This is a genomic window from Parachlamydia sp. AcF125, assembly GCF_018342475.1.
In the GTDB taxonomy this organism is placed as follows: domain Bacteria; phylum Chlamydiota; class Chlamydiia; order Chlamydiales; family Parachlamydiaceae; genus Parachlamydia.
In genome coordinates this window covers 231,883-258,174 of the sequence record NZ_JAEMUD010000001.1, presented here as the reverse complement: position 1 = coordinate 258,174, position 26,292 = coordinate 231,883, and the positions used below count along the sequence as shown (strand labels likewise).

Genomic DNA, 26,292 nt, shown 5'->3' with positions numbered 1-26,292 from the left:
TATTTATTGAATTGCACAACCACTCCTTCGAATTTGGTCCAAATTTTTATAAGGAAGGCTTGTTTTTTACAAAAAAACTTATTTTACTCGTTTTATTTTTTTATTTTTGGCAATAGGAGGGGGAGAGGCTTGGAGCAGAGTTGAGTATTTTCGAGTTTATAAAGTCTTCTCTCCTTTCCACCCCACTATTTGCTGCGTGAGAAGAAAATCGATCTTTAAAAAGGATAAAAATGAAAGAAGAAATGGGCCATCTACCTTTTCCCCCTAAGCGTCCCAAGAGAATCGCACCTCAGCGAGAGCATTCAGGGACAGATTTGTTCAGCCCTTTGAAAATTCGAGGCATTACTTTGAAAAACCGAATTGCGATGTCCCCCATGTGTCAATATTGTGCTAAAGAAGGTATGCCAAATGATTGGCACTTAGTGCATTTGGGAAGTCGTGCAGCTGGAGGCGTTTCTCTGGTTATGGTAGAAGCTAACGCAGTGACACAGAAGGGAAGGATCACCCCTTTTGATATGGGGATTTGGCATGACGACCACGTCAGCCCACATTCTCGCCTAGTCGAATTTATTCAAAGCCAAGGGGCCGTGCCTGCAATCCAGTTAGCCCATTCGGGAAGAAAAGGGAGTCGGGATGTCCCCTGGAGAGGAGGGAATTTTCTAAAAACAGCTTGCGAAGGTGGATGGAAAACAGTGGCTCCCAGCCCCCTTCCCTTCATTGAAACCGATCCATGGCCTGAAGAACTAAATGAAGCAGGAATTCAAGAGATCTTAAATTCTTTTGAGAGTGCTTGTAAAAGGGCTCTAAAAGCCGGATATAAGATCATCGAAATTCACTCAGCGCACGGATATTTGCTTCACCAATTTCTCTCTCCTCTCAGTAACCACCGCACAGATCAATATGGAGGGAGCTTAGAAAATCGGATGCGTTTACCTTTGCAGGTGGCCCAAAGGTTGCGCGCAATAATGCCTGAGAATCTTCCTTTATTTGTGAGAATTTCGGGAACAGATTGGGTAGAAGGGGGATGGGATATCCACCAATCTGTGGTTTTGGCAAAAAGTTTTCAAGAAGTAGGGGTAGACTTAATAGATGTTTCCTCAGGTGGAATGGTTCCCCAAGCTCAAATTCCTTTGAAAAGGGGTTACCAAGTTCCGCTAGCAAGACAAGTGCGGGAAAACGCTAAAATTTTAACGGGCGCTGTGGGTCTGATTACTGAACCTCATTATGCCAACCAGATTGTAATTAAGGGTAACGCGGATTTAGTGTTTATCGGGAGAGAATTGTTGAGAGAGCCTTATTGGGCCTTGAAAGCAGAATATGCCATAGCTAACCAATTGCCAGCTTGGCCTATTCAGTATGGATATGCAGTTGAAGCGAGTTAGATTGCTTAGGCCTATTCTCTCACGCAGGAATAGGCTTGTTTTAAATTTAAGGGGTTTCCACGTTTTGTAGGTGTTGAAGGCGTAACAATTCGCTAGGTTTACGACATATAAAATTTTCATGTATATGCGTTAAAACGCGCCGTTGCTCAGAGAATTCTAAATAGCTGAGTGCTTCTTCATAAGGTAACCACAAAAAGGCATCGTGCTCTGCTGGAGAAATGGTCACCTCTTGGGGAGTCTCGATAAAGGCCACAAAAACGGGAACGGTGACAACCGCGTCACGATAAACTTCGTAGTAGATCTCCACAACCTCGGCCGCATAAAATCTGTCTGGCTGAAGCTGGGTTTCTTCTTGAATTTCACGCAGGGCTGCTTCCCAAGCTGTTTCCCCCTTTTCTATGCTACCCGTAACAGGTTGCCAGCTTCCACAAAAATGAGAGCTGCATCTGCGGAGAATAAGATATTGATCACAAGGCTCCCCTTTTTTTATGATAAACGCTGTAACTGTGAGAGGTGCAATTTGAAAGGCTTGCATGCAAAAACCTGGGTTGGTGGTTAAAAAAGGTTCATTCTAGCCAAGTCCGATTTCGACAACAACATTTCTATGGGAAATAATCGGTCTTAAAAAGCTTTTCTTGCATAAAAAGTGGATTCTGAATACTATTACCACTTCTCATTTGTTGCACTTGGGATAATATTTATTGAATTAGGGAAAGATGGCTGAGTGGCCGAAAGCACGTCCCTGCTAAGGACGCATACCCGCGAGGGTATCGAGGGTTCAAATCCCTCTCTTTCCGACAAGCGGTTTGTAGTAGGCGTATTGCAAACCGCTTTTTATTTAAATCGTCCTGGTGCGATGGGCCTTTTATACGGTTGCCGATTCTAATATTTCGTTTGGATACTTGGCTTGAAGATACTGGTCAATATATTCGCGGGGAAATAAGCGTTCAAATGCTGAGTGAATAAGAAGATTGACATATTCACGGTTTGGATTTTCTTCTATCTGAATATATTTGGAATTTCCGACATATACCCATGCAGTTAAAGATTCCCCCAAGGGAAAATTGCCTAAAACCTTGGTGGCGCATTTATGTACTTGTACTGCCACTCTCTTGTAGGCTTCGGGAATATCTTCTGTTCTATCTAATTCCGCAAGATGCGCGTCGGAAAGTTGATACACCACTCCATACACCTGAGATCCTTTTTTAGGGATGATATTTCCTGAAGTCCCTTCCTCGCCAAAAGGGGTGACATTTAGCGAGTAGCTAAATTCGTAATCATCAAGGATATAGGTGCCGAGATCAAGGGGCGGCTGTCCCTCTAATACCCCCTCTCTATGCCATTCGTCGAGCCATTCTCCATTTTTTAGTCTCTCTTTAAGAAACTCGTAACTTAAGTTAGAACCATAGGCAAAGTAAAGGTGTGGCAAATCTGATGATAATTGCATGGCTTGTTCTCCTTGGACAATTGCGCTTGGTGGTGTTGCGTTCCCCTAGAAAGCAAAAGATCTATTGTGATTCATTTAATTTCGAAAATAACTCACAAAAGAGACCTTTCCTACTCACGCTCTGTTTTTAACTTTATAAATTAAAGAACGAGAGGACAAGGGAAAAAGGAGCAAAGCCACCAGGTAAGTGATCCCGGCGACCAAGGCGATGGAAGCTCCTGCAGGCCAATCCAAATGAAACGCTGTGCCTGTTCCAATCAGGCAAAACATCATACTCAAGATGACTGCAATACACATCATGGAGGAGAGGCGTGAAGTCAAGAGATTCGCAATGGCAGCAGGGACAGTTAACATGGTTAAAACTAAAATGACCCCCACCACTTCGATCAGTAAAACAATCGAAATCGCAGTTAAAATCAAAAGCAGGATATAAAGAAAATTAACAGGGACCCCTTGTAAATGAGCTTGCTCTTCATCAAAGCAAATGACGAGAAAACGGGTATGGAATAAAAGCACAAGGAGTAAGACAAAAATATCCAACCCAAATAAGATATAGAGATCTGTGGGGGAAACCCAGAGGATATTGCCAATTAAAAAATTGGTTAATTCCACATTAAAGCCGGGGGTTTGGGAGATAAACAGAATCCCCACCGCCATTCCGATCGCCCAAATAGCAGCTATTACAGAATCTTCTCTTTGTCGATAATGAAGATGGATCCAGCCTATCACAAGAGCTGCTAAAATAGCTGAAATCAATGCCCCCATTAGCGGAGAGGCCCAAGTGATCCCCTGGGAACGTTGTAGCCAAAGACAAAAGCCAATTCCACTTAAAACCGAATGGGAAATGCTGCCGCTAATAAAAACGATGCGTTTAACGACCACATAAGAGCCAATGATGCCGCTTACAATCGAGGCAGCTAAACCCGCGAGTAAAGCGGACAGGAGCAGAGAATTAGCCATGAGGGCATCAAAAAAAGACATAGCTTACTTCAACTTAATCAAAGGTGTATGATAAAGGCCGATTCCAAAATGTTCGCAAACTTCCTCCGGTTTAAGAGAAAGTACAGTCCCTTGTACACATAGGACGCGCTGCACTTGGCTGATAGCTGCCTTAAGATTGTGAGTGACCATTAAAATGACCATCGAGCCTTTAAGCTCGCTCAATAAATTAAAAATATCCGATTCTGCCTGCGCATCCACGCTGGCAGTCGGCTCATCCAGGAATAAAATTTCAGGTTCCGCAACCAGTGCGCGTGCAATTAAAACCCTTTGCGCTTGCCCACCCGATAATTTTCCGTATGCTTGGTTATACAGCATTTTAGCTATTCCCACCCGCTCAAGGGCTTCGGCAGCTAATTTTTTGTCCTTTTGGGAATATCGTCCGTACCAGGGGAGGGAAGCTAGTCTTCCGGATAAGACAACTTCAAAAACCGATATGGGAAACTGAGGATCAAAGCGTACAGCTTGAGGAACATAGGCCTTCCGATGGGAATTGATTCCCGGGCTATGACCAAAGATCTCAATATTTCCTGAAGAGGGTTTTAAAAAGCCTAAGAGAAGTTTTAAAAGAGTGGTTTTTCCCCCTCCATTGGGGCCAATAATGCCTATAAATTCATTCGCTTGGATCTCAAAAGTACAATTGTTGAGGATGCCAGCACTCTGGTAATAAAAGGAAAGGTTCTTCACTTGAATGGCAGAGGGCATAAAATTTGAAATCCTTCAACAAATCTATTCTATTTTATTACATTCAACTTAATTTTCAGCAAAGGAATGCGCAATGCGTTCTAAATTGCAGAGATAATTTTCGGCATAAGGATCCAAAATGACAACCTGAGCATTTATTTCATTAGCTATCAATTGAGCGACTTTATGCGAGTATTGCGCTTGGGAAAAAACTGTTTTGATTTTTTCCTTGCGGGCATGTTTAATCACTTTAGTTAACTGTTGAGGGCTTGGGTCTTTTCCTTCATGCTCGATAGGGAGCTGAGTAAGCTGATAATCGCGTGCAAAATAAGCATACGCGGGGTGTGCCACCATGACTACCCGATTTTTCGCCTCTTTCAAAATTAGGCGAATCCTAGCATCAAGGGCCTCTAATTCTTCTAAAAAATGTAAAAGGTTTTGCTTATATACTTCTGTATTGGCAGGATATTTTTCAATTAAAGCACTTGCAATTGTTTTGGCTTGCTGCTGAGCTTCTTTTGGACTGAGCCAGAAGTGTAGATCTTCTCCCGATGCATGGCAGCAACCCTGATGGTGTTGGCAACAGGAGGTTGCGGAGATCATTTCCAAGCCTTGTCGCATGTCGACTAGTAAAAGAGAAGGCTTATGCGCTAAAAGAGCATTTTTGGCACGCGCTTCAAAAGCTTCCCCAATAAAAAACCAAATATCTGCTGAATTGGCTGACATCACTTGTCTCGGAGTGGGTTCGTATGTATGGGCATCGGCTCCCGCTGGGATCATCAATTGTACCTCTACTGTGCTTCCTCCAATTTTTTCTACAAAAAATTTATGCGGAGCAATTGTAACCAAAACAGTGGGCTTAGCCTGTGCTGTGGAGTGGGAAAATATGAAAGAGAAAAAGGCAAGAACTGAAATAAAAGCCATGCGCATGAGCAGCTCATTTTTAATTTTTTATCTAAGATTCTTTGAACACAAAAATGTTAAGATTAATTCTATTTTTTGACAAGGCCATTCTTGTATACACACATTTTTTAACCTGGTTGAGATAGATCATAAGCTTTATTTAAAGTCGGCAATGGTTTAAGATAACCTTTTCCCGCAGTTTTGCTTATGGAAGTTGAAAACCAATTTTGTAACAAAATTATTAAAACTAAGGTCGATATTATGGTCACTAAAACTTTAGAAATTCACAGTGAAAATATTCTTCCTATTATCAAAAGGTGGCTTTATTCGGATAAAGATATCTTCATTCGCGAACTTGTTTCGAATGCCTGCGATGCGATCCATAAAGTCAAAATTTTGCAAGATAAAGGGGAGTTGACAGCAAGCTCGGACGAGCCTTTCCGCATTAGCCTTCACATTGACAAAGAAAAAAGAACGCTTTCTTTCGTGGATAATGGAATCGGGATGGACGCGGAAGAAGTGCAAAAGTATATTGCCCAGATTGCTTTTTCTAGCGCAGAAGAATTTATGGAGAAATATAAGTCTCATAATGAAACTGATCAATTCATAGGGCACTTCGGTTTAGGTTTTTACTCTGCCTACATGGTAGCAAGTAAAGTAGAAATCAATACCCTTTCTTATAAAGAAGGAGCTGAAGCGGTACGTTGGATTTGCGACGGCTCTGCCCAATATGAATTGGAAGTAGGCACGCGTACCAAACGGGGAACAGAAATCATTTTACACGTGGACAAAGATAGCGAAGAGTTTTTGGAGCCTGCGCGGATTCGCCAAATCTTAAATCATTACTGCTCCTTTTTGCCTTATCCTGTTTATTTGGAAGATTCCCATATTAACCACGAGGAGCCTCTGTGGATTAAATCTCCCTCAGAATGTACTGCGGAAGATTACCTAAAATTTTATCGACATCTTTATCCTATGGATCCTGATCCGTTGTTTTGGGTACATTTAAATGTCGATTATCCTTTCCACCTAAAAGGGATTCTTTATTTTCCAAAACTCAATCGAGATTTTGACATTAGCAAAAATACGGTTAAACTCTTCTGCAATCGGGTTTTTGTATCGGATAACTGCAAAGATGTGATCCCGAATTACCTGATGGCCCTAAGAGGCGTGATTGATAGCCCCGATATTCCTTTAAACGTATCACGCAGCTATTTGCAAATGGACCGTACAGTTAGGCAGCTAGCCAACCACATCTCCAAAAAGGTGGCGGATAGTTTGGCAGCCCTGTACCGTAATGAAAGAGAGCGCTTTTTAGAATGTTGGGCAGATGTGGGGCAAGTTGTAAAGCTTGGAATACTAGAGGATGAAAAGTTTTACGAAAAAGCTAAAAGTTTCTTAGTATGGAAGAATGTAAGTGGAGAATGGACAACAGTAGAAGAGTACCTTGAGCGCAATCAAGCCAAAATTAAAGATAAGGTCTTCTATACCAAAGAGGATGACCATCTTTCCCCGTTTGCGGAGGTCTATCACAAGCAAGGAATCGAAATTTTAGCTGCTAGTAGCCCTTTTGATCCTTACCTCATCCAATTTTTGGAAGGAAAGCTTAGTCCGGTTATTTTCAAGCGGATAGATTCTGACATCGATGAAAGTATTCTCGATAAAGAAAAAGAAAAAACGCTTTTAGATGCAGATGGCAGAACAGAAGCTGGAAAATTAGCGGATTTCATACGCTCCAAACTTGATAATGAACAGGTAGAAGTTGAAGCGAAAAGTTTAGCGGCAGAGTCTGTTCCAGGGGTTGTTGTCATCGATGAACAGCAACGGCGTATACGCGATTATATGCGCAACTTAGATCCAAAAGATGCTTCAAGAGTTAAAGGTTTCATGGATAAACGCAAACTTGTCGTTAACACAAACAGTCCCTTTGTATCATTGGTGCAAAAGCTGGATCAAATTCAACCTGAATTGACAGGTGATTTGGTTAAACAGATCTATGAAATGGCTTTATTATCGCAAAAAGAAATGGATCCTGCTGAATTAAAAGAATTCTTGGGAAGAAATACTCGGCTCCTTGAAAAATTGGCAGAAAAATTAATTAATACCAAACAACCGTAACTAAAGAAGGGCCTTCATTTTTGGAGGCCTTCCCCCCATTTTATGCAAGCTCACCTTTATCTCATTGCTTCTCTTTTCTTTTTTCTTGCCCCTTTTATCCATTTGGAAGGTGCAACCCCTATCTGCGTTTACTTAACTTGGAGAGATGATCCTCTGACAACTATGACTGTTCAATGGATTACAGCCTTAGAACAAACAGACGATTTACTTCAATTTTGTCGCTTTGATAAACAAGCCGAGTGGCAATCTGTTACAGGCTCTCACACCCAAATGCCCTTGGATTTTCCTTATCTGCTTCACAGGGCCGAGCTGACTCACTTAGATCCTGGCACTGCTTATTGTTTTAAGTTAGGGGCCGAGGAAAAAATTTATCAATTTAGAACCATGCCTGCGAGCTTGGAAGAGCCTCTTAATTTTGTCGTGGGAGGAGATGTTTATCACGATCGAATGGAATATGTGATCCAGATGAATCGGCAAGCCGCTTCTCTAAATCCTCAGTTTGCTTTGATTGGCGGTGATATCGCTTATTCAGAAGCCCTTCACAATAAACGCTGGATTGAATGGCTATCTGCGTGGGAGAAGACCATGGTTACTTCAGAGGGGAGGTTGATTCCTCTTGTTCCGAGCCTTGGAAATCACGATGTGGAAGGGGGATTCAATCAAAACCCCGAGAAAGCTCCTTTTTTTTACGCCTTATTTGGGGTGCCTGGTTATCGCGCGCTTGACTTTGGAAAGTATTTAAGCCTTATCATCTTGGATTCAGGGCACACTCATCCTATTGAAGGCGAGCAAACACAGTGGCTAGCTAAAACTCTACATGAGAGAGAGGCAATATGGCACAAATTTGCCCTTTACCATATTCCTGCTTATCCATGCGTACGTCAGTACCAATATCCGTATAGTGTGCAGGTGCGTTCGAATTGGGGGACGGTATTTGAACAGTTTGGCCTACACGCAGCCTTTGAAAATCATGATCATGCTTATAAACGCTCACATCCTTTGAAAAATCGACAAGTGGTGCCCTCTGGCGTTTTATATATAGGAGATGGCGCGTGGGGAGTAAAAAAAGCGAGAGCTCCCAAAAAACCGAAAAGAGCCTGGTATTTAGCCTTTACAGCGCAAAAGAGACATTTCATTTATGTGACTTTATCTAAAGCCAAAAGGGAATATAGAGCAGTAGATCATAGAGGGGTTGTTTTTGATTCGATTGCGCAGCCTGTTATGCAAGCACAAAAGGCTGATATGGCCTCTAAGGGGTAAACTTTGGCTGTTAATTTTGCTAAAGGTTTAATCTCACAAGCACTTATTAACTCTTTTTGAGCTGCTTGTTGAGCTTTTTTTGAATAATTTCTCAAAGGGATTTGCTGCCAGTGATCCTCGGGGAGCGGTAGTAGTCCCTTTTCTAGCCAATGCGATAATTGTTTTTTTCCTATTTTTTATATCCCTGTTTGATTTGCTCTCTTTTTTGTTTCCCTTGCCTGTTGAAAAAATTTTGAGCTAGTTTTTGACAATCCTGCATTTATGTAAGTAAAGCAGCAACAAATCAAGTTGGCAGCATTGATCAAATGTTCCTTTTGTTGCCCTATTCCTTATCATCAGTGTAAAGCAGCCCGAATTCCCCTCGATAACTTATCTAGGCGAACCAGTAGCCAACATCTAAAAAGAATATTAAAAAAATCTACAGGGTACGGAAAAAGGTCAATTTAGCGCCTTGGTTCGTTTTTTTGGGACATTTAGGGCAAAGAGTAGAAAATAAAAGTATCGCTGCATGGGCATTAAAATTTCACCATCCTTTAGAATTAATCCAGGACGACACTCTATCCCTTGCCGAGGTGAAAAATAAAATTTCCCAGCTATTTAAATCAAATAAAGAGGCATGGGAAAAGTATCTCGATCCCTTCGGAAAAGGGATGGCGTTATTATTAAAAGAGCTTACGGGTATTGATCTCTTTCACTATTTTAAAGGACCTAAAAAAACTACACAAAAAGCGAAAGGTAAAAAGACAAAAAAAATTTAAAAACCTCCTCTCCAATCTTGCTTGCTGAGCCATGCAGAAGTCAGCTTTATTATTATTACTATAGGCAATCAATCTGGAGAAGTCAGAGCTTAGGCTGCAGGCAGATTAAAAGCGTTGAAAATTTTCTTAAAAGAAAAAAGCTTTAGGGTTGGAGGGCGCATTTCTATTACTCTGTTGACATTGAAAAATAATATACTTTTAGTCCCTTGTTATCTGCGTGTGAAGCTTCCTCGATTTGCTCAAGAATGAGAATCAAATAGGAGTAATTAACGCCTATTTGATGCTTAACTAGTTTGCCAACAGCTCTCTATTTAGAGCGTGTAGATCTTAAGTTTTTTAAACTTAGCCATTTGCTTTCATAAGAGATAAAAACTTCCATCGCTTTAATTTGTTAATTTTATTCTTTATTTAGTTGCAGTGCTTATCTTTTTAGGGAATTTTTTTGCTTCTTTATCGCTTAAGGATAAGGACTCTACGCAGCGAGAAATATATTTTTTCTAAAACATGCAAAAAATTATTTTACTTTTTGATAAGGTGAGGCTCACCTCTTCAAAGGGTTTTTTGAGGGTATCTTATGGATATTCAACTTCTTAAGTCAATGTCTATTAAAAATATAAAATAAAAGCGATCAAACGATTGGGGGATCAGTGAAAACAATCTGCTTCTGTTTTTTCTGGGCGATCATGATGTGTGGATTTACTTATTCCGGATGGGCAGACGACACAACCGGAACCTTAGTGGTAACCTATCAAACAGGTGTGAAAGGGGAGCGCTTAGAGCGTGTGCGTTTTTGGCTGCGAAAAAATGATAAGGATAAGCAGCTTTATCCTGCCAGCCACGCGAGTGTAGAAGATTTGGGCAAGCTTTCCCGCACAGTGGTAGTGGAGAATTTAATTCCTGGAGATTACACGCTTGAATTTGTGATTCCCAATCGGGATTCTTTCTTTTACCAACCGGAGATTAAGCAAGTTAAAATTTTGGCTGGGCAAATTACTAAAGTTAATCAAACCTTACAGCCTCGTTATGTTTCCATTGCGGTGAGCGCGGTCACTGAAAATCACACGCTATTTGACAAATTACCGATCATTAGTTTACATACTTCCTCCGGAAAAACAGTCCATTGCTCCTCCGATGGTTCTTTAAAGGCAGATGCGTTAGAACCTGGGGACTACACCGTCTTATTTGAAGAATTAAGCGGGTATATATGCCCACAACCTCTGGAAATTGTTTTGCAGCCAGGAGAAAAGGCAGAAAATATGCTCGGTACATATGTTCCCAATCAGCGCATGGGTTTACAAACAACTGCTCTCCCAAGCAAAGAGGTCGGTACTTTGCTTCTTTTCTACCCTCTCCTTGTTCTCGGGGAAAATGAGGAGCAATTAAAGTATCGATTAAAAGATAGCGGGGGAAATTTTTTACTACAGGAAAGCTTGACCGAGGTTGCCCATTACCGCTTAAAGTCAGGATCTCTAACGGTTTTAAGGGCCTTACCTATTGGGCTATACGAAGTGGAATTTTATGTGGATGAAAGTGCGCTTCCCCCTAAAATTCTGTCTAGAAAAAATTTTGAAGTTAAAAGGGGGGAAATCCATTCGCTTGAGATGGCTTTCTCTTCTGAAGAAGTGGCGGCTTTTAAAGAAGCTCTTTCTTTACACAGAGAAATGGAGAGAAGAGAAAAAGAGCTGGCTTTTGCTCACAATCCTAAAGCCATGCAGCCTGCATTTTTAACGATAAAATGTCACGGGCCCGATGCTTCTTGGGCGCTTTATCGTCGTTCTATCCTGGTTTACACAGGAACAGGCTCGGTAAATCGTTTGAAAGTTCCACCAGGCGGTCCTTATGTGATCAAGGCTGCAAAAAAAGAGGATGTGGAGATTCATTTGTCACCTAAATTTCCCTTTTTCCTCGAAGCGTCTAAGTTTTTTCAGGTCGATATTTTTTATGAAAAACCTCTTTCTAAAGAAAATCTGATCAACAATTTTTCCTCTCTTACGCCTGGTCATAAAATGTCTTACCTCTCCTCAAGAGAGCGGTAAAGGCCTTGTGAGAGATTTAAAATGGGCACGATTTATGCAATACAAAAGAAGCGGTTCCACGCGGCCAAATTTTTATCCTAGAACCTGAAAACCAGATAGGGTGATTTGTATGTTTATAGCTGATAAAGGACACCATCTTGCCGCTCGTGCGGTTTGGTATGAGGCAGATCTCGCAAAGTGGGCCCTAGACGTTGCGTATACCGGTTTTTTTACAACAGGCAGGGTTTTATCCGTATCCTCCTCGCCCAAGCTAGCGCCTTAAGGTGACACTCATGCAATTGGAAGAGATATTGCTAGAGTACGGCAGAAGAAAAGGAATCGGAAAATTAGAGCTCAATGGGGAAGGAATTTGCCGTCTAATCATTAATAAAACCTATACGGTTAGTTTTGAAAAATCGGTTTTTGAGAACGGTTTTTTTATTTATTCATCCGTAGGGATTTTGCCTATCGACAAAGAAAAAGAATTGTCGATCGCAGCTTTAACAGGGAATTTATTTGGCAAGGAAACTGGTAAAGCTCAGTTAGGATATGAACCGAATAACCGAGCTTTAGTTCTTTTTACTTTTATTTCACAAGATGGACTAAATTATTCAAAATTTAATTCTTATTTTGAAGAATTTATTTACTATATGTTATACTGGGTAAGTAAGTTTGAAGAATTACAAAATGAGACTAAGAAACTTCCCCATCCTATAAATGAAATAAACAAAAATATTTTTTACGCTTAATCGATTAGGAGCGGCATGAAAGAAGTAAACATTTTAAAGCAAATTCAGCGTGACTTAACGGCGGAAAGATATGATTGCACTTTAGAACCAGCAAGTGACGCGGTTTCTTATGACCAACTTTTAGTATTTCTAGGAAATGATGCCCAAGAAAGGGAAAAAATCTTGCAAATCACGGCTTTTAAGCAAGCGATGGCACAAGAAAAAGAGAAACAATACTATTTGGTAAAATTTATGGTAAATTTGCCTTTTTCGGTTGAATCCTCCGCTGCTTCTCAAACAGCCAGTACACTCCTCTTTATTAATCGTTTTTTAGAGCTACCGGGCTTTGAATTGGGGGAATTAGAAGATAAGGTTTATTATCGGTATGTTTTATTTACAAAGGGAAATAAAGTTGATCCTTTGCTTCTGTTTAGCCTCATAGGAAATATCATGATGATTATAGATCTTTTTAGCATGGTGATCGAGAGCGTCGCGACTGGAGAAAAAACATTTAATCAGCTGCTGGAAGAAATGTTAGCGCTAACAAAGTGATAAACGATGGTAAAACGCTCTACTTTTACAAGCGCTTCTCCTCAGCCTTATCCAGCTGATCCCACGCAAGGAGGAGTTAATTCAGATGGCTTGATGGTGGAGAGAGCCCTGCCTCTCTCCCATTCCGAAGCTTCTGTCCACATGTGTGGGAGGATGATTCTGGGGCCTATCCAGTTTGGGGTAGAGCGTCAATCTGATGAAAAAGATGGCGTGCAGGAATTGGCCGAGAGCGTTGATAAAATTGAATTATTGCATCAGATCAGCTCTATTTTAAATCATGAGCCTCCCCCCACTTTTTACGAATGGATTAAGGTTAACCGGGATACAATCATCCAAAATATTCTCGCTAACTCTGGCAACACAGGAGGGGGAGGGGTGACGGCAGACCATTATAAGGGAAAAAAAGAATTATCCTTAGCGGGATTAGGGGGTTCGAAAGAGGAAGAATTAAAGGCGGAAGAAATTTTTTCCCGATTGATTTTTATCCTTCCTGAAACTTCTAAAAAAGATTTCTTTTTTTATAAATCTATTTTGAATGCGGAAGTTTCAGCCTATCTGAAAGATTTACAAGCTACCTACAAAAAAACAGGTGATCCCCATCTCAAAGATCAAATAGGGACTCTTACCTATTGGTTAAAAAAGCAACACCTTAATCGAAATTCCTCCCCTTTAGCAAGGGTAGAAAAAGGGATAGAAGCTGCAGGAGCTGCCCTTAAAATCCCTTTATTAATGGCTGCTAAAGCATTAGACCTGCTGCGCTATATCGATGCAGCGGCCGGGTTTGCCACTTTGGGGATCAACAACGTTCTTAATTTAGGATTTTCAATTTTTGATTTTGCTCGGTCTATTCGCCATCAGAAAATTCATAAAAAATGGGCTGAGCGGTACCTCTCTCAACCGCGAGTTATCGATAAAACAAGGGAGCCATTTAAAGCAAAGGCTTCAGAAGAGATAGAGGCTTTATTGAAACAGCGCCATTTGGAAGAAAAGAGAAAAATGGAAAGGGGGCGCTGCGAAATTGAAGAACTTTTAGAAAAAATAAAGGTTGCCATTACTTTAGACGAAGTTCAAGCGTTATTAAGGGAAAAGGGAATTCGACTAGAGGATATAAAAGAAACCCTTTCCTTAGACAGCCTTAAAGAAGAATTGCACAAGTCTGAAGTAAAAGAGCGACTTTTATGCATCTATGCAAGGCATCAAGACACTATACAAATCAGTTCAAGACAGGCCCTCTTAACTTCTGAAGCGATGAAGGTGCTTAGCGTGCAAAAAAAACTCGGCTTTAGCATCAAACTTAGCCTCGCAAATTTATTTTTAACTACCTTAGCCGTGGCAACGGTTGTTGTTTTAAATGTGTTAGTCATGACGGCAATCCTTACAGTTCCCCCATTTGCTTTGATCCTTTTGGCCGCGCTTTTTTTTGCGGCAGTCCTTATTTTAGGAGGAGTAGGACTTTTGTATTTCTACCGGAAAAATCCCCACCGCTTTAAGGAAATAATAAAAGGGGTTGATCTCCGTTTAAGAATGTACGAAATTCCTGCTGCGTTTAGGCGCTACTTTTTAAAAAGAAAACAGCAAAAGCAGATAGATGAGCTAGCCGCTACCTACAAGCTGCGCGTTCAAATTCAACAGATTGAGGGTATCCTGGGGCAGTTCTCCCTTCATTCTCAAAAGCTTTCCAAGGGAAGGGAGCGCTCCACAATAGAATTTATGCCATCTGGGCTATCTGCAGAAGAGGTTGCACTCTATAAAAAACAATTAGAAAAGCTAGAAAGCTTATATAAGAAAAAAATTAAATCATACGAGTATAAAAGAGCAAACCGGGCAAAAAAAATTCAGCGTTTAGAGAAGAAAGTAAAATATTGGAATGCGAAAAAAAAGCCTTTCCTAGATCGATTGAAGCAGGCGGGAGTCGCAGATTATTTGCACGAAATGAAACTTTTCAGCTCTACCCCTGCCAAGCCCGCCCCCCTTTCAAAAATTATTGTGGATGGAATTTTCACTCACCCCCACTTGTTGGATCAAGAAACCTTGCATATTTTAGATCGCCGTTTCGGGATAGACGTGAGAAAACGACAAGCAGAGGGTGATTTCGCTATTAAGCATACGGTGCAAAAACATTTGGATGACTATTTTGCGCTCACCGAAAAAAAATTTATTCATTTTATTTGGAAAAAAATGGAAGAAATTCAAGCTGAAGAACAAACTACATCCATCTATGTGTGAGGTTTTATGAATCCGGTTAATCCTGAGGACATCTCGCCTAAATCTCCAATCAGTTCTGTGGAGAGCAGAGGAATTGACGTTGAGCAAAGTCATCTAGAGGAATTTTCTATCAGCGCGAGGGGTATAAGGAGCCCTGTCCCCTTTAAAAAACTTCCAGAAGAACTGAAGAAAGAGATTTCGGATGAGGCCCCTGAAGTGAGCTTAAAGATGCTCGATTTCCTAGAAGAGAGGGCTCAGGGAATCCTTAGCTTTGCAGAGGGCGCGGCAGAAGCAGACCTCTTACCTCTTTCAGAATGGGCCGAAACAAATGCCTCTCATTGGGTTGATCTCATTTTAGCTAAAGATGAAGCTGCAGGAAAATTTAATCAGTTTTTTTCGAATGCTTTATCCACTTTAGATACCCCTATTAGCTATTTAAATAACTTTGTCGTAAGCCCTTTAGGGAACGTGGCAAAAATTTATGATTATCAGGAGATAGGAAAAGCCATCTCAACTCACGTCGGTGATTTGCGCATGGCCTATTCTTTTCCCGCTACTTTAGGAAATGCGGGGATATTGATTTACCGGATTGTCATTTATAAGCAAATTGCCAAGCAATTAACGAAACTAAAAGCTCAATATAAAGAGCGCCCAGATCCTCTCTTAAAAGCAAAGATTCAAGAGGTGCAAAAGTGGTTAAGGTTGCGTAAGCCTGTACTAAAAGAACAGTCGATTGGTATCGGCTTAAAATTTGCGATGTTTGCGCCTCAATTTGCAAAGCAAGGAATTCGGATTGCTACAGAAGTAGGGCATGGGCTCGGGGCTGTTGCAGGGTGGGTTGGATTTGGCATTGGAAGCGTTTCAGGAATATTAGCGATTCTTTCCCAGGGGATGCAGCTCTCCAAAGCTGCCGACGATAAAAAAATGCAGCTTAAGTGGATGAAAACTTTTCAAAAAGCTGAACTTTCTATCAATCGAATAGGGGAAGAGGAAGTGAAAAAATCGGAAGCGCTTGTTTCAACTCTATTAGAAAAGCGCAAGAAAGCCCACGAGAAGCGTCGTGAAGCTTTAAAAAAGATTATAGATGAGTTGGAGCTAGAGTCTAAGTCTTTTGAAGAAGGAATAGAAGCTTTAAAAAAAGCGGGAATAAGTATTTCTGCAAAATCCACCATTACTACCCAAAAGCAGCTGCTTGAAGCGGTTGAGGGTTTAATAGAGGAGACGATTCAACATCAAAACACGCTCTCTCAATTGGCCCGCAATGGACTCAAATCTCAAGGCTTGAAAAAACAAAGATTGGAGTATCGCTTTTCGAAGTTTAAGTTGAGGGCATCCACGGTTTCTTTGTTTCTAGCAATTATCTCTACAGCTGTTGTCACTACCTTAACAGTTTGCATTCTTGCCGGGGCTTTTTCAGTTCCCCCTCTAGGTTTAGCCTTAATTGGACTCGGTTTTGCTTTGGCCTCAATGGCTACAATCTTGGCAGGAGGACTTTATTTTTACTCCCAAAAACCGACCTTGACAAGAGAGTGGTTAAAGGGAGTGAATCAACGTCTCGCGCTATATGGGATCCCTGCTTCCTATCGAGCTTTTAAATTGCAAATACAAAAAATTAAGAAAGTGAGAAACGGTTATGCGGCTCATGAGATAAACGCTAAAATGTACGAAATAAAGGAAGCTTTAAAACTAACGCAAGAGGTGGAATTCAGCCGTTTGCCAAAAGCTTTGCAGCTTTTAGTGAAAAAACATAAAAAAGAGAAACTATCCCCCGATGAAATTGAAAGTCTCCATAAAAAATTAAAAATCGAAAGTGAGAAGTTGCAAAAAAAATTGGAAGAGCATAACAAAGCCAAGCTAAAAATCGATCAACGGATAGCAGCAGCGGAGAAAAAATTAGAATACTGGAGAAAAAAGAAAGAACCTCTTGAAAAGAGGTTAGTACAGGCAGGTCTAAGGGATTTCTTAAAAGCTTCCCATCTTGACAAAGACCTCGAAGGGAATCCTATTCACTTATCTCAACTTCTGGTAGAGGGAATCTTGGAAGGATCGCCTGAGCTTGATTTTGAAACCGTGCAAATTTTAACGGAAAAAATGGGGATTGACTTACAAAAAATTCAAAACCTCCCTGATAAAGCAGAAGCGAAAAAAACGCTTGGTTTCCTGCTGGAGGCCCATTTTGCTCAAAGACATGAACAAGTGATCTCCTTTATTCGCAATCAATTCTCCCAAGACAAGGCTTCAGCTAGATAAGCCTTTTTCCTCTGAAAAACGAGGGTGTATTCATTCTATAAGTACTTAGAATGGGCTTGAATTAAATAGGTTGCAGGAGGTATTTGGAGCCTTCAGCAATCAGGGCTTTTTTGCTTTTTAGCGCATGGACAATAGCAGGGTTAACTTCAAAGGCGTGATAGCGCATGTAATCTTTAAAAATCCATTTATGCCCATCTGGAAGCCTATCTTTGTAGTGGGCTGTCCAATCGGTGGCCCACATATCGAAGTGATTTTTTAGTAAATGCTTTTCCATATCTCCGCAAAGCATTTGGGCGGCATAGGCCAAGGGAGGCTCATCGGTGAATAGAAAACCTTGTTCGGCCGCATAGGTCCAAAAATCGTGTGCAAGCTCGCAAACTAATTGAATAGCTTCCCTTTTGACGATAAAAAATCCCCCATTGATATTGTATATTTTTTCATGGGTGACGCCACATGCGCGCATCATGCTAACATATTTTTCTAAAGGGCATTCCCACCATGTCTTTCTTTCGGCTGGATAAGAACAATCGCTTTCAAAAAAGGTATGAATAGGGGTATCGCTCATGAGATCGAGCAGATCAGGAGGGCGGCGCACAAAAAAATTATCGGCATCGAGAAAGATCGCGTAAGTGTAAGGTTGTTTAATAAACCACTGAAGGAAAGAAAATTTGAATAAGTAAAAATTTTTATCAAAATTAGGTACAATAATCGTTTGGGTAGCCCCTTGAATAGGCCGGTCGCTAAAAGCAACAAAATCCTCTTGCATCCCCACTTCTCTAAAAGAGCGCACTAAGTTTTGAAGCATGCATGCATAATCTCCATCTCCTACGGACCAAAAACAAATTTCTTTCATGTACCGCCCCTTTCTCTTTTTAATCGTCCGAAGGAAAATGCGCTATCTGTTGCAAAAGTAAGGAAAAGAGGGGAAGAAATAAACCTTTTTCAGTTTTTGATTTTGCCATTCAAGGAGTGGCTAAGGAGAACCGGATCAAAAAAAAACTGCAAGCGCTCCGTCATCAGTTTTTGGTAAACTGTCACTTAAGGTTGAGTAAAAGCCTTAATTAGGCTTCTTGAGGAAATTTCCTCCCTTTTGGTTAATCCAAAAAGGCTCAAGACCCTCTAAGGGTGACGGGTTGGGATTAAACCAACGCTGCGCTTGCAGTTTAACTTTTCTCAGCTCAACTTCTCGCTAATCTTCTTATCTCTCTTTATTCTGGTTATAAGATGACTCCACTAAATTGTCAAAACGGTTTTCCCTAATTTTTTAAAGAGGGAATGGATATCCCTCTGTTATAAAGCTTAATAAGTGTAAATATATAAGCCGGTGCTAGCATCGTAAAAGTAGGGATAATAATAAGGATCATAAGGGTAATAGTAGTAAGGATATCCCTCATACTCCCCTCCCCACCAGTGGGAGTGGTGCTTGCCCCAGCCATGGCCCCCATCCCCACGATGAGGGCCATGGTTTCCCTTCCATCCTCGGGTATGCCCCTCTCCATGATGACCTCCTCTTCCGTGGCTACCGCCACCTCCATGACCATCGTGGGCTTGTAGCTGACTCAAGCCTAAAGAGATTACTAGTAAAGTAGACAGTAATAAAAATTTTATTGTTTTCATAATAGGATCCTTTTTTTAAATGAAAAGAATCATTGAGAAACAAGCGATTTTCAAACAATTAAACTGAGAAATATAACGGTTACGAGCCAAGTAAACAGGGCACCCTTTTTTCATCCCCTAGACTTACTTAATTAGGTAACTTTATAAACATAATTTTATTTTATGATGAATAAAGTGTCAAATAATTGAAAGATTAGTTAACAAGTTGTTAAGAAAAAAGTGCATCGGTGAATTTTTCAGGGTCAAATAATTCTAAATCATCAACGCCTTCTCCCACACCGATTAATTTAACTGGAATTCCCAGCTGTTTATGGATATTTACCACAATTCCCCCTTTGGAAGTGCCATCCAGCTTAGTGAGAATAAGACCTGTGATGGGGGTATAGCGATTAAAAACTTTGGCCTGGTCAATCCCATTTTGCCCGGTAGTGGCGTCGAGTACAAGAAGGGTTTCTTGTGGGCTATGAGGGTTGAATTTCTTGCAAGAACGTTTAATTTTTTCTAACTCTTGCATTAAATCCGTTTTTGTTTGCAAACGACCTGCTGTATCCACAATCACAACTTCAGCTTGACGAGCTTTTGCTGCGCTAAGCGCGTCAAAGACAACAGCGGCGGGATCACTTTTGGGTGCTCCTTTTACAATATCGATCTTGAGTTGTTGAGCCCAGACATCCAGCTGCTCGACCGCTGCTGCCCGAAAAGTATCAGCAGCCGCCACCAGCACTTTTTTCCCTTGGCTTTGAAAAAATTTAGCAAGTTTAGCTGTAGAAGTAGTTTTTCCATTTCCATTGACCCCTACGATTAAAATCACGAGGGGATCTTGGTAAGAAGAGGCGGTCATTAAAGGAGAAGCATGTTGGGTTAAGGCTTGCACAATTTCAGTGCGCACTATTCTTAATAATTCATCTGCTTTTAATGAAAGATTTTGCTGCGATTGTTTTTTAATCTGCTCTGTTAAGTCGATGGAAGTTTGGACGCCTAAATCTGCCTCATAGAAAAGCTGCTCTAATTTTTCCCACGTTTCTTCATCGAGAGGGCCTTGAAAAAGAGTGCGAATCTTATTACCTAATAGAGAGCCGGTGTGCGTGAGGGCATTTTTTACTTTTTCAAATGAATTTTTTAAGAAATTAAAGGCCATCTTTCCCTACTGGTTTCAAGTGTGGTTATCTGTTGCTAAGAAATGAGAATCTAGCACATAACGAAAAAAACGGAAAGGGTAAGAAAAGATGAATATTCATGAATTTCAAGCTAAATATATTTTAAAAAAATATGGAATACCCCTCACAGAGTATGCGGTCATTTCCAACATAGAGGAACTTTCGGAGGCTTTAGATAAGCTAAAGTTGAACGAAGCCGTATTAAAAATACAGGTACATGCCGGTGGCAGAGGGAAAGCTGGTGGGGTAAAAATCGGTAAAAATCGAAAAGAAATTGAAAAGGCTGCTAATACTTTGCTCGGAATGAAACTAGTCAATCATCAGACAGGGCCTGAGGGGGTGGTTGCCCATCAAGTTTTAATTTCGCCGATAGTGGAGATAAAAAAAGAGTATTATCTCGGCGCTATTATTGATCGAAAAAAAGCTCAAGCCATTTTAATTGCCTCTCCGGAAGGAGGGATGGATATTGAAGAAGTTGCTGAAAAATTTCCCGAGAGAATCATGCGTGTGCCGATAGGATTGGGTGGAGATTTAAAGCCTTTTCAACAATTAAAGATCGCAGAATTTATGGGTTGGAAAGGCGATGTCGCCAAGCAGGGCATGCAATTGGCAAAAAACATGGCCAAAGCCTTTATGGAAATGGATGCTTCCTTGTTAGAAATCAATCCTCTTGCTTTGACTACCACAGATGAGCTGCTTGCCTTAGATGCAAAGCTTAGCATTGATGAAAATGCCCTCTATCGTCAACCTGAAATCGCTTCTTATTATGATTCAACCCAAATTCCGGCCAATGAAGCTGCGGCAAAAGAATATGACCTTGCTTATGTAGCTTTAGAGGGAGAAATTGGGTGTATGGTCAATGGAGCTGGCTTAGCCATGGCCACGATGGATCTTATTCATCACTACGGGGGAACTCCTGCCAATTTTCTCGATGTAGGGGGAGGAGCTACCCAAGAAAAAGTAGCAAAAGGATTTAAAATTATTTTAGCAGACCCTAAGGTTAAAGTCATTTTGGTAAACATTTTTGGAGGCATTATGAATTGCGCTACCTTAGCAGGGGGAATGATTTCGGCTGCTAATGAATTGAAAGTGAGTGTTCCTTTCATCATTCGCATGGAAGGGACGAATGTGGAAAAAGGGAAAAAAATGCTCCAAGACTCCAAGATAAACTTTGTGATTGCAGACAGCTTAGCGGAAGCTGCTGAAAAAGCTGTTTCAGTGGTAAAAAAGTAAGGGAGGCTTTCCTCATGTCCATTTTAGTGAATCGAAATACAAAGGTTATTACTCAAGGAATGACTGGCAAGGCAGGTCACTTTCATACAGAGCAGTGTTTGCAATATGGAAGCCAATTTGTTGGAGGCGTAACCCCGGGGAAAGGGGGACAAGAAACCTTAGGCCTTCCTGTGTTTGATACGGTCTATGCGGCTAAAAAAGCCACGCACTGCGATGCTTCCATGATTTTTGTTCCCCCCCCTTTTGCGGCAGATGCGATTCTAGAAGCAGAAGATGCTGGCATTCCGCTCATTATTTGTATTACAGAAGGAATTCCCATCCGGGATATGCTGGAGGTTAGTTCCGTGATGCGTGCAAGCAAGACAAGCCGTTTAATTGGCCCTAACTGTCCGGGAATTATTACGCCGAATGAATGTAAAATTGGAATTATGCCCGGTTATATTCATAAAAAAGGTCATGTGGGGGTGGTTTCGCGGTCAGGAACGTTAACGTATGAAGCTGTCTGGCAAACCTCTCAACTTGGACTTGGCCAATCTACCTGCGTAGGAATCGGGGGCGATCCTTTAAATGGGACCAACTTTATCGATGTATTAGAGCTATTCGAAAAAGATCCTGAAACCCATGCTATTTTATTGATCGGTGAGATTGGGGGAGAAGCAGAAGAGGAAGCTGCTGAATGGATCAGAACGTATTGTACTAAGCCTGTGGCTGCTTTTATTGCGGGCGCGATGGCCCCTGCGGGAAGACGCATGGGACATGCCGGAGCAATTGTTTCTGGTGGAAAAGGGACTGCACAAGGTAAAATAGAGGCGCTCAAAAAAGCTGGTGTGCATGTAGCAGCATCTCCAGCCGAGATGGGTATTACAATCCAAAAAGCTTTAAGGTTATCATGAATCTTTTTTCTCGTTTTCTGTGCATACCTGTACATATCCAACCCATCTTCTGGTTGCTTGCAGCATTGATTGGATGGCTAAATAGCGGCACAGTGGGGGGAACTTTAATTTGGAGCGGGGTTGTATTTTTATCCGTGCTCATTCACGAGTATGGGCATGCTTTGACAGCCGTCGCTTTTGGGCAAACAGCTCGCATCGAATTAGTGGCTCTAGGAGGCGTTACCCAAAGATCAGGGGTGAAACTAAGTTTATGGAAAGAATTTATCATTGTTTTAAATGGTCCTGTGGCTGGCTTCTTACTCTTTATAACGGCCAGTTTTCTGTTAAGCCTATTTAAAGGTCCCCCTAATCACTTAGGGATTTACGCTTTGAAAATTACTGCGATGGCAAACTTTTTTTGGACCATGGTAAATTTACTACCTGTTTATCCTTTAGACGGCGGGCGTTTGCTCTCTATTGTGATGGAAGGGATATTTGGTGTGCGGGGAATCAAAATTGCCTTATTTGTCAGTATGCTTTTCTCAGCAATTTGTAGCGTGGGTTTTTTTATGGTGAGGCAAGTTTTTGCCGCGGCTTTATTTTTAATGATAACCTTTGAAAATTATCGTAGTTGGAAAAATAGTTTATCCCTTACGGCACAAGATCAAGATGAAGAGTTACAAACGTTACTTAAAAAAGCAAAGCAAGAGGCGGCTCTAAGCAAATTTGAGGAAGCCGTGAGGGAATTTAAAAAAATTAGGGAGCTTTCTCAAAAGGGGATTTTATATACCACTGCCACGGAACACCTTGCAGCAATTTGGAGTCAACAAGGTAAATTCAAAGAGGCTTATGAAGCTCTAAACGAACTCAAAGGGGGGCTAAGCCAAGATGGTTCCTTCCTTTTACAACAGCTGGCTTATCGGGTGGGAGAATTGAGGCATGCCATAAACCTCGGCAACCAGCTTTATCAGGATGAACCAGGATTTGAAAGTGCCTTGATCAATGCCTTATGCCATTCGCTTCTTGGAGAGGTGCGACCCGCCATTGGATGGCTAAATTGTGCCATTCAAGATGGCCTCCCCTCAGCTAAGCAAATCTTGAAGAAAAAAGAATTTGATATTTTGCGCGATGATACCCTTTTTCAAGAGTTAGTAAAAAAAGCGGACTCTTCCCCCTAGGGATGGGATAAAAGCTTTTTGTTAAGAGCGCCAACTAGTAGCCCGATATACAAGCTTAAATCCTTTAGTTTCTAGGTAAAAGAGAAGATAAGGTAAAGAATTTAAGCGACAAACATTCTATTTTCATTGTTAGCTTTTGGGAAACAATTCATAGAATAAGCGTCGTTCCAGAACTGCCATTCAAATTGGGAACAGGTTTTAAAAGTGTCTTCTATGCGAGCTAGCATAAAGTCGCTGCATCTATCGGCCATTTCATCCAGCATGGCAATCGCGGTGTCAGTATCATCGGAAAATTTTTGGCTCGAATAAGTACTTTTCCAAAGTAAATAAGGATTATTATCTCCCATTTGATTTCCCACATGGTGACCGACTTCTCTGTATAGCCAGAAACAGGGGACAATCGAGGCAATGGCTTCTTCCAAAGAAGCTGTGGTGGCAGTCGCAATTAAATATCTGGGATAAGCAATACAAGTTGGTGAAAGAGGAAGGTTATCAATCGAATAATCTGCAGATAAAAAATTTGTGTGTAAATGATGTTTAGCAGCAAGAGCGCTCGAAGCAAAATTTAGAAAAATATCGATCATCCGGGGCGTATTTGCACGGCCTGCAATTAAGGCTAGGGTACGAGAATAATGAATTAGGTAGTAGGCATCTTGCTGCATGTAGAAACTGAATCGTTCTTGACTTAATTTTCCTGCCGCAAGCTCAGTACAAAAAGGGCTGTCTAAAATTTCCTGATAAATAGGTAAAATTTGTTGCCAGAGATAATTAGAGAACTTCATAGGAACTCCCGCCTTTTCAAACGATTGCAAAGTAGGGTAAGATATACCAAAGAATATTTTACTTCAATCTTATTTATTGGAAATGGTCAAAAGGGGAGAGGTGAAATTGCAGATTTTTTTCTCGACCTAGATAAGTAAGCTGACCGGCTTGAACGATGCTGTGTCCGATTCATACAAAGGAACGTCGAAATTTTCTAAAAAATTGGAGCCCAAACCCTCCTTTTTCAATGAAGAATCAAAACAGGAGCTCTAGCTAAATATCTTTTTCTTTCTTATACTTTTCTTCCAATGTCATCAATCAAGGGGATGTTATGAAAAGAATTTTGGCGGCTGAATTGTCTCAGTATTTGAACCAAGAAGTCATGGTAAGAGGATGGTTAAATAACACACGACCATTTGGGAAGTTAAACTTTTTGATTTTACGTGACTACACAGGCTTTGCGCAAATTGTGATCCAAGATAAAGAAGCCTGGAAAAAAGTGAATGCGCTGCAACCTGGTTCTATTTTGAAAATTCGAGGAAGGGTAGCAGAAGCGCCTCAAGCTGATTTAGGAGTCGAAATTGTAGATCCTCAAATCGATATTGAAGTTCCCGTTACAGAAGTTCCCCCTGTTGATTACTACAAGCCGACCATTCAATCAGACTTAGATTATGTTTTGGATCACCGCCCTATTGCCTTGCGCAACCGTCAAATTCAAGCTGTTTTTAAAATTCAGGCTGAAATTACCCATGCTTTTCGCCTTTTTATGCATGATAGGATAGGGGCTGTAGAGTATTTTGCTCCTAATATCATTGGCGCTTCATCTGAAGGGGGAGCGGAATATTTCAATGTCGATTATTTTGGGCATACCGCTACTTTGGCGCAAAGTAGCCAGCTTTATAAACAAATTATGGTGGGAGTTAATGAGCGCGTGTTTGCCTTAATGCCATTTTTTCGCGCAGAAAACTCCCAAACCACTCGTCACTTAGCGGAGGGCAAGCAGTTTGAATTCGAGATGGGATTCTTCGAAAATTGGCATGAGGTGATGGATGTGCAAGAAGGATGTATAAAAGCCATTATCGCACATCTAAAAAAACACTGCGCAAAAGAGATCGAAGTTTTGGGCAAAGAGCTGATCAAAGCCCCAGCGGATGTTTCTTTTCCTCGCGTGACGTTTGCTGAAGCGCAGGAAATTTTTTTTCAACGCACTGGCATAGATGAGCGGCAAGAGCCCGATTTAAGCCCAGCTGCGGAACGAGAGCTTTGCTTATATGCACAAGAAAAATATGGCACTGATTTAATTTTCGTGATCGACTGGAAAAGAAGCAAGCGTCCTTTTTATTCCTATCCAAAAGAAAATCAGCCAGAGTTAACCAATACGTTCGACTTGTTGTGTGCTGGGACAGAAATTACTTCAGGCGGACAACGCCGACACACCTATGAAGCTATGGTGGAAGGAATTTTGGAAAAGGGAATGGATCCTGCAAACTTCACCGACTATTTAAGCATTTTTAAATTTGGAATGCCTCCGCATGGTGGGTTTGGAATGGGGCTAGAACGGATTACCATGACAATTTTACGTCTTAAAAATATCCGGGAATGCTCGCTTTTCCCTTCTGATCCTAAACGGATTGCCGGCAATCGCCTGAAAGCTAAGATCTTTTTTGGGGAAGAGAGCATTCGCAATGAAATTATACGCCTCATTAAGCAGGCGGATATCTCCTTTCAACATATTCAACATGAAGCTACCCCCACTTCTGAAGATTCCGCCCGCGTGCGAGGCACACGGCTAGAAGAAGGGGTAAAATCTATTATTGTGAAAGGTAAAAGCTCTAAAAAGAACTACCAGCTCAATATTCCTTCTCATTTAAAGCTCGATATGAAAGCGGTTGCGGAGTTGGTGGGCGAAAAATGTGAATTTGAAGATCCTGGGGTTATTCAAGAACGATTTGGCCTTATCATCGGCGGAGTGCCTCCTTTTGGCAATTTGTTAAATGTGGATACATTCTACGACGAAAAATTAACAGAGGTTGAGCAAGTGGCGTTTAATTGCGGATTGAGTACGGAATCTATCGTGATGCGAGGGAAAGATTTGCTCTCTTTAGTCCAACCCAAAATGGGTCGATTTACCAAGGAATAGGCTAGCTGTAGAAAACGCCACTTTGTTTCTCG

At 41.2% G+C, this 26,292-nt stretch carries 23 protein-coding genes and 1 tRNA gene; 15 read left to right on the top strand and 9 right to left on the bottom strand.

Going from position 1 to position 26,292, the window contains the following annotated elements:
* Positions 1 to 230: 230 nt before the first annotated feature.
* The gene (locus tag PARA125_RS01080) at positions 231 to 1,382 is read left to right on the top strand and encodes an NADH:flavin oxidoreductase/NADH oxidase (protein WP_213156884.1); all 1,152 of its coding nucleotides are present in this window, start codon (positions 231 to 233) and stop codon (positions 1,380 to 1,382) included.
* 46 nt (positions 1,383 to 1,428) lie between these two features.
* Here the strand turns inward: PARA125_RS01080 and PARA125_RS01075 are convergent, their stop codons facing one another.
* Positions 1,429 to 1,917, bottom strand: a complete 489-nt coding sequence (locus tag PARA125_RS01075; protein WP_213156883.1) for an NUDIX hydrolase — start codon at positions 1,915 to 1,917, stop codon at positions 1,429 to 1,431.
* 175 nt (positions 1,918 to 2,092) lie between these two features.
* On the opposite strand from PARA125_RS01075, the gene PARA125_RS01070 reads away from it, so the two are divergent.
* Positions 2,093 to 2,179 (top strand) — tRNA-Ser (locus PARA125_RS01070).
* 68 nt (positions 2,180 to 2,247) lie between these two features.
* Here the strand turns inward: PARA125_RS01070 and PARA125_RS01065 are convergent.
* From PARA125_RS01065 to PARA125_RS01050, 4 genes are all read right to left on the bottom strand, one after another.
* The gene (locus tag PARA125_RS01065) at positions 2,248 to 2,829 is read right to left on the bottom strand and encodes a gamma-glutamylcyclotransferase family protein (RefSeq protein ID WP_213156882.1); all 582 of its coding nucleotides are present in this window, start codon (positions 2,827 to 2,829) and stop codon (positions 2,248 to 2,250) included.
* Between the two features lie 114 nt (positions 2,830 to 2,943).
* Positions 2,944 to 3,810, bottom strand: coding sequence for a metal ABC transporter permease (locus PARA125_RS01060; RefSeq protein ID WP_213156881.1), 867 nt, complete (start codon positions 3,808 to 3,810; stop codon positions 2,944 to 2,946).
* Positions 3,811 to 3,813: 3 nt separating this feature from the next.
* Positions 3,814 to 4,533 carry a metal ABC transporter ATP-binding protein gene (locus PARA125_RS01055; protein ID WP_213156880.1) on the bottom strand — a complete coding sequence of 240 codons (720 nt, stop codon included), beginning with the start codon at positions 4,531 to 4,533 and terminating at the stop codon, positions 3,814 to 3,816.
* Positions 4,534 to 4,581: 48 nt separating this feature from the next.
* Positions 4,582 to 5,442 (bottom strand): metal ABC transporter solute-binding protein, Zn/Mn family, encoded by an 861-nt coding sequence (locus tag PARA125_RS01050; protein WP_213156879.1) that lies wholly within the window; start codon positions 5,440 to 5,442, stop codon positions 4,582 to 4,584.
* Positions 5,443 to 5,622: 180 nt separating this feature from the next.
* Here PARA125_RS01050 and htpG point away from each other — a divergent pair, with 180 nt between their 5' ends.
* From htpG to PARA125_RS01005, 9 genes are all read left to right on the top strand, one after another.
* Complete coding sequence (gene htpG / locus PARA125_RS01045; protein WP_249274100.1) at positions 5,623 to 7,533, top strand: molecular chaperone HtpG; 1,911 nt, start codon at positions 5,623 to 5,625, stop codon at positions 7,531 to 7,533.
* 42 nt (positions 7,534 to 7,575) lie between these two features.
* Positions 7,576 to 8,793, top strand: a complete 1,218-nt coding sequence (locus tag PARA125_RS01040) for a purple acid phosphatase family protein (protein WP_213156878.1) — start codon at positions 7,576 to 7,578, stop codon at positions 8,791 to 8,793.
* A gap of 464 nt (positions 8,794 to 9,257) precedes the next feature.
* The gene (locus PARA125_RS01035; protein WP_213156877.1) at positions 9,258 to 9,551 is read left to right on the top strand and encodes a hypothetical protein; all 294 of its coding nucleotides are present in this window, start codon (positions 9,258 to 9,260) and stop codon (positions 9,549 to 9,551) included.
* 683 nt (positions 9,552 to 10,234) lie between these two features.
* Positions 10,235 to 11,587, top strand: a complete 1,353-nt coding sequence (locus tag PARA125_RS01030) for an MSCRAMM family protein (protein WP_213156876.1) — start codon at positions 10,235 to 10,237, stop codon at positions 11,585 to 11,587.
* Between the two features lie 109 nt (positions 11,588 to 11,696).
* A complete protein-coding gene (locus tag PARA125_RS01025) occupies positions 11,697 to 11,849 on the top strand; it encodes a hypothetical protein (protein ID WP_213156875.1) in 153 nt (50 codons plus the stop codon).
* A 10-nt stretch (positions 11,850 to 11,859) separates the two neighbouring features.
* Positions 11,860 to 12,315, top strand: coding sequence for a type III secretion system chaperone (locus PARA125_RS01020; protein WP_213156874.1), 456 nt, complete (start codon positions 11,860 to 11,862; stop codon positions 12,313 to 12,315).
* Between the two features lie 15 nt (positions 12,316 to 12,330).
* Positions 12,331 to 12,846, top strand: a complete 516-nt coding sequence (locus PARA125_RS01015; RefSeq protein ID WP_213156873.1) for a type III secretion system chaperone family protein — start codon at positions 12,331 to 12,333, stop codon at positions 12,844 to 12,846.
* Positions 12,847 to 12,852: 6 nt separating this feature from the next.
* A complete protein-coding gene (locus PARA125_RS01010; protein WP_213156872.1) occupies positions 12,853 to 15,072 on the top strand; it encodes a hypothetical protein in 2,220 nt (739 codons plus the stop codon).
* A 6-nt stretch (positions 15,073 to 15,078) separates the two neighbouring features.
* On the top strand, positions 15,079 to 17,301 hold the full coding sequence (locus PARA125_RS01005; RefSeq protein WP_213156871.1) for a hypothetical protein: 2,223 nt from the start codon (positions 15,079 to 15,081) through the stop codon (positions 17,299 to 17,301).
* A 61-nt stretch (positions 17,302 to 17,362) separates the two neighbouring features.
* Here PARA125_RS01005 and PARA125_RS01000 read toward each other — a convergent pair whose 3' ends face one another.
* The 3 genes from PARA125_RS01000 to ftsY all read right to left on the bottom strand — a co-directional run bounded on the left by PARA125_RS01000 (position 17,363) and on the right by ftsY (position 20,056).
* Complete coding sequence (locus PARA125_RS01000; RefSeq protein WP_213156870.1) at positions 17,363 to 18,154, bottom strand: hypothetical protein; 792 nt, start codon at positions 18,152 to 18,154, stop codon at positions 17,363 to 17,365.
* A 446-nt stretch (positions 18,155 to 18,600) separates the two neighbouring features.
* Positions 18,601 to 18,918, bottom strand: a complete 318-nt coding sequence (locus tag PARA125_RS00995; RefSeq protein ID WP_213156869.1) for a hypothetical protein — start codon at positions 18,916 to 18,918, stop codon at positions 18,601 to 18,603.
* 208 nt (positions 18,919 to 19,126) lie between these two features.
* Positions 19,127 to 20,056, bottom strand: coding sequence for a signal recognition particle-docking protein FtsY (ftsY, locus tag PARA125_RS00990; RefSeq protein ID WP_213156868.1), 930 nt, complete (start codon positions 20,054 to 20,056; stop codon positions 19,127 to 19,129).
* A gap of 88 nt (positions 20,057 to 20,144) precedes the next feature.
* Between ftsY and sucC the strand changes: the two genes are divergently transcribed.
* The 3 genes from sucC to PARA125_RS00975 are packed head-to-tail and all read left to right on the top strand — an operon-like array spanning position 20,145 to position 23,358.
* Entirely contained in the window at positions 20,145 to 21,308 is a 1,164-nt protein-coding gene (sucC, locus tag PARA125_RS00985; RefSeq protein WP_213156867.1) for an ADP-forming succinate--CoA ligase subunit beta, read from the top strand.
* A 14-nt stretch (positions 21,309 to 21,322) separates the two neighbouring features.
* Positions 21,323 to 22,201 (top strand): succinate--CoA ligase subunit alpha, encoded by an 879-nt coding sequence (sucD, locus tag PARA125_RS00980; RefSeq protein ID WP_213156866.1) that lies wholly within the window; start codon positions 21,323 to 21,325, stop codon positions 22,199 to 22,201.
* Positions 22,198 to 23,358 carry a site-2 protease family protein gene (locus PARA125_RS00975; protein WP_213156865.1) on the top strand — a complete coding sequence of 387 codons (1,161 nt, stop codon included), beginning with the start codon at positions 22,198 to 22,200 and terminating at the stop codon, positions 23,356 to 23,358. Before sucD ends, PARA125_RS00975 begins: the two co-directional genes overlap by 4 nt.
* A gap of 101 nt (positions 23,359 to 23,459) precedes the next feature.
* On the opposite strand, the gene PARA125_RS00970 is transcribed toward PARA125_RS00975, so the two are convergent.
* The gene (locus PARA125_RS00970) at positions 23,460 to 24,140 is read right to left on the bottom strand and encodes a TenA family protein (protein WP_213156864.1); all 681 of its coding nucleotides are present in this window, start codon (positions 24,138 to 24,140) and stop codon (positions 23,460 to 23,462) included.
* A 311-nt stretch (positions 24,141 to 24,451) separates the two neighbouring features.
* Between PARA125_RS00970 and aspS the strand changes: the two genes are divergently transcribed.
* Positions 24,452 to 26,260 (top strand): aspartate--tRNA(Asn) ligase, encoded by a 1,809-nt coding sequence (gene aspS / locus PARA125_RS00965; RefSeq protein WP_213156863.1) that lies wholly within the window; start codon positions 24,452 to 24,454, stop codon positions 26,258 to 26,260.
* The last annotated feature ends 32 nt before the right edge of the window (positions 26,261 to 26,292 follow it).